1 protein-coding gene is annotated in these 647 nt (G+C 39.9%); it reads left to right on the top strand.

Features of this window, described 5'->3' with window-relative positions; genetic code table 11:
* A partial coding sequence (locus AC3WT9_RS34640) for a hypothetical protein (RefSeq protein ID WP_492408993.1) occupies window positions 1-647 on the top strand: 647 nt, incomplete at both ends.

Genomic DNA, 647 nt, shown 5'->3' with positions numbered 1-647 from the left:
ACTAGCTATGTACTGCCATTTTTAATGATTATTGTTGCATTCAGCATTTTTCAGAACAAGGCTTTTGCTGCAGAGAACGTAGTGGCTCCTAAAGAATCATTTGAAAGTGGTACTTTTAATGGCACCAGCTATCTCCCTGTGAATGGGACAATTACCAGTGATGCACAAAAGATAGTTAGTGGAAGGTACTCCGCCTATTTGAGTTCTCAAGCATCAGAGGAGTGGAAGGAATTTTCCTATACAGATCAAAGTAAAATTAAATTCGAAAAAAACACTACCTACTCGGTGACTTTTTCCTACAAATCATTGGATATGCAGCCGCTGGATGCGAACCGTTTTTTTTATTTCCTTGCTCGCAGTACTGACAACCTGGAAGACAAGCTGTTTACAACCTGGAATGATGCAAGTGGGGGAAATGGCATAAAAACGATGACGTTCACAACCGGAAATAAAGCTAACTATTACTTAATTTGGGGAATCCACGCAGGGGGTGCCCTTTCAATTGATGATATAACAATCGTTAAGAAAATATCCGCACAGAGCGAATCTTTTGAAAAGGGTTCATTTGATCAGACTAATTTCCTTGCCGGATCCGGTGTTATTACGAGTGACCCAGCAAAAATAGTTAACGGTCAATATTCAGCTTA

This window comes from Paenibacillus sp. EB106-06-01-XG199, assembly GCF_058791575.1.
Note: the sequence above shows the minus strand (reverse complement) of the source record. Positions and strands in the feature narration are given on the sequence as shown.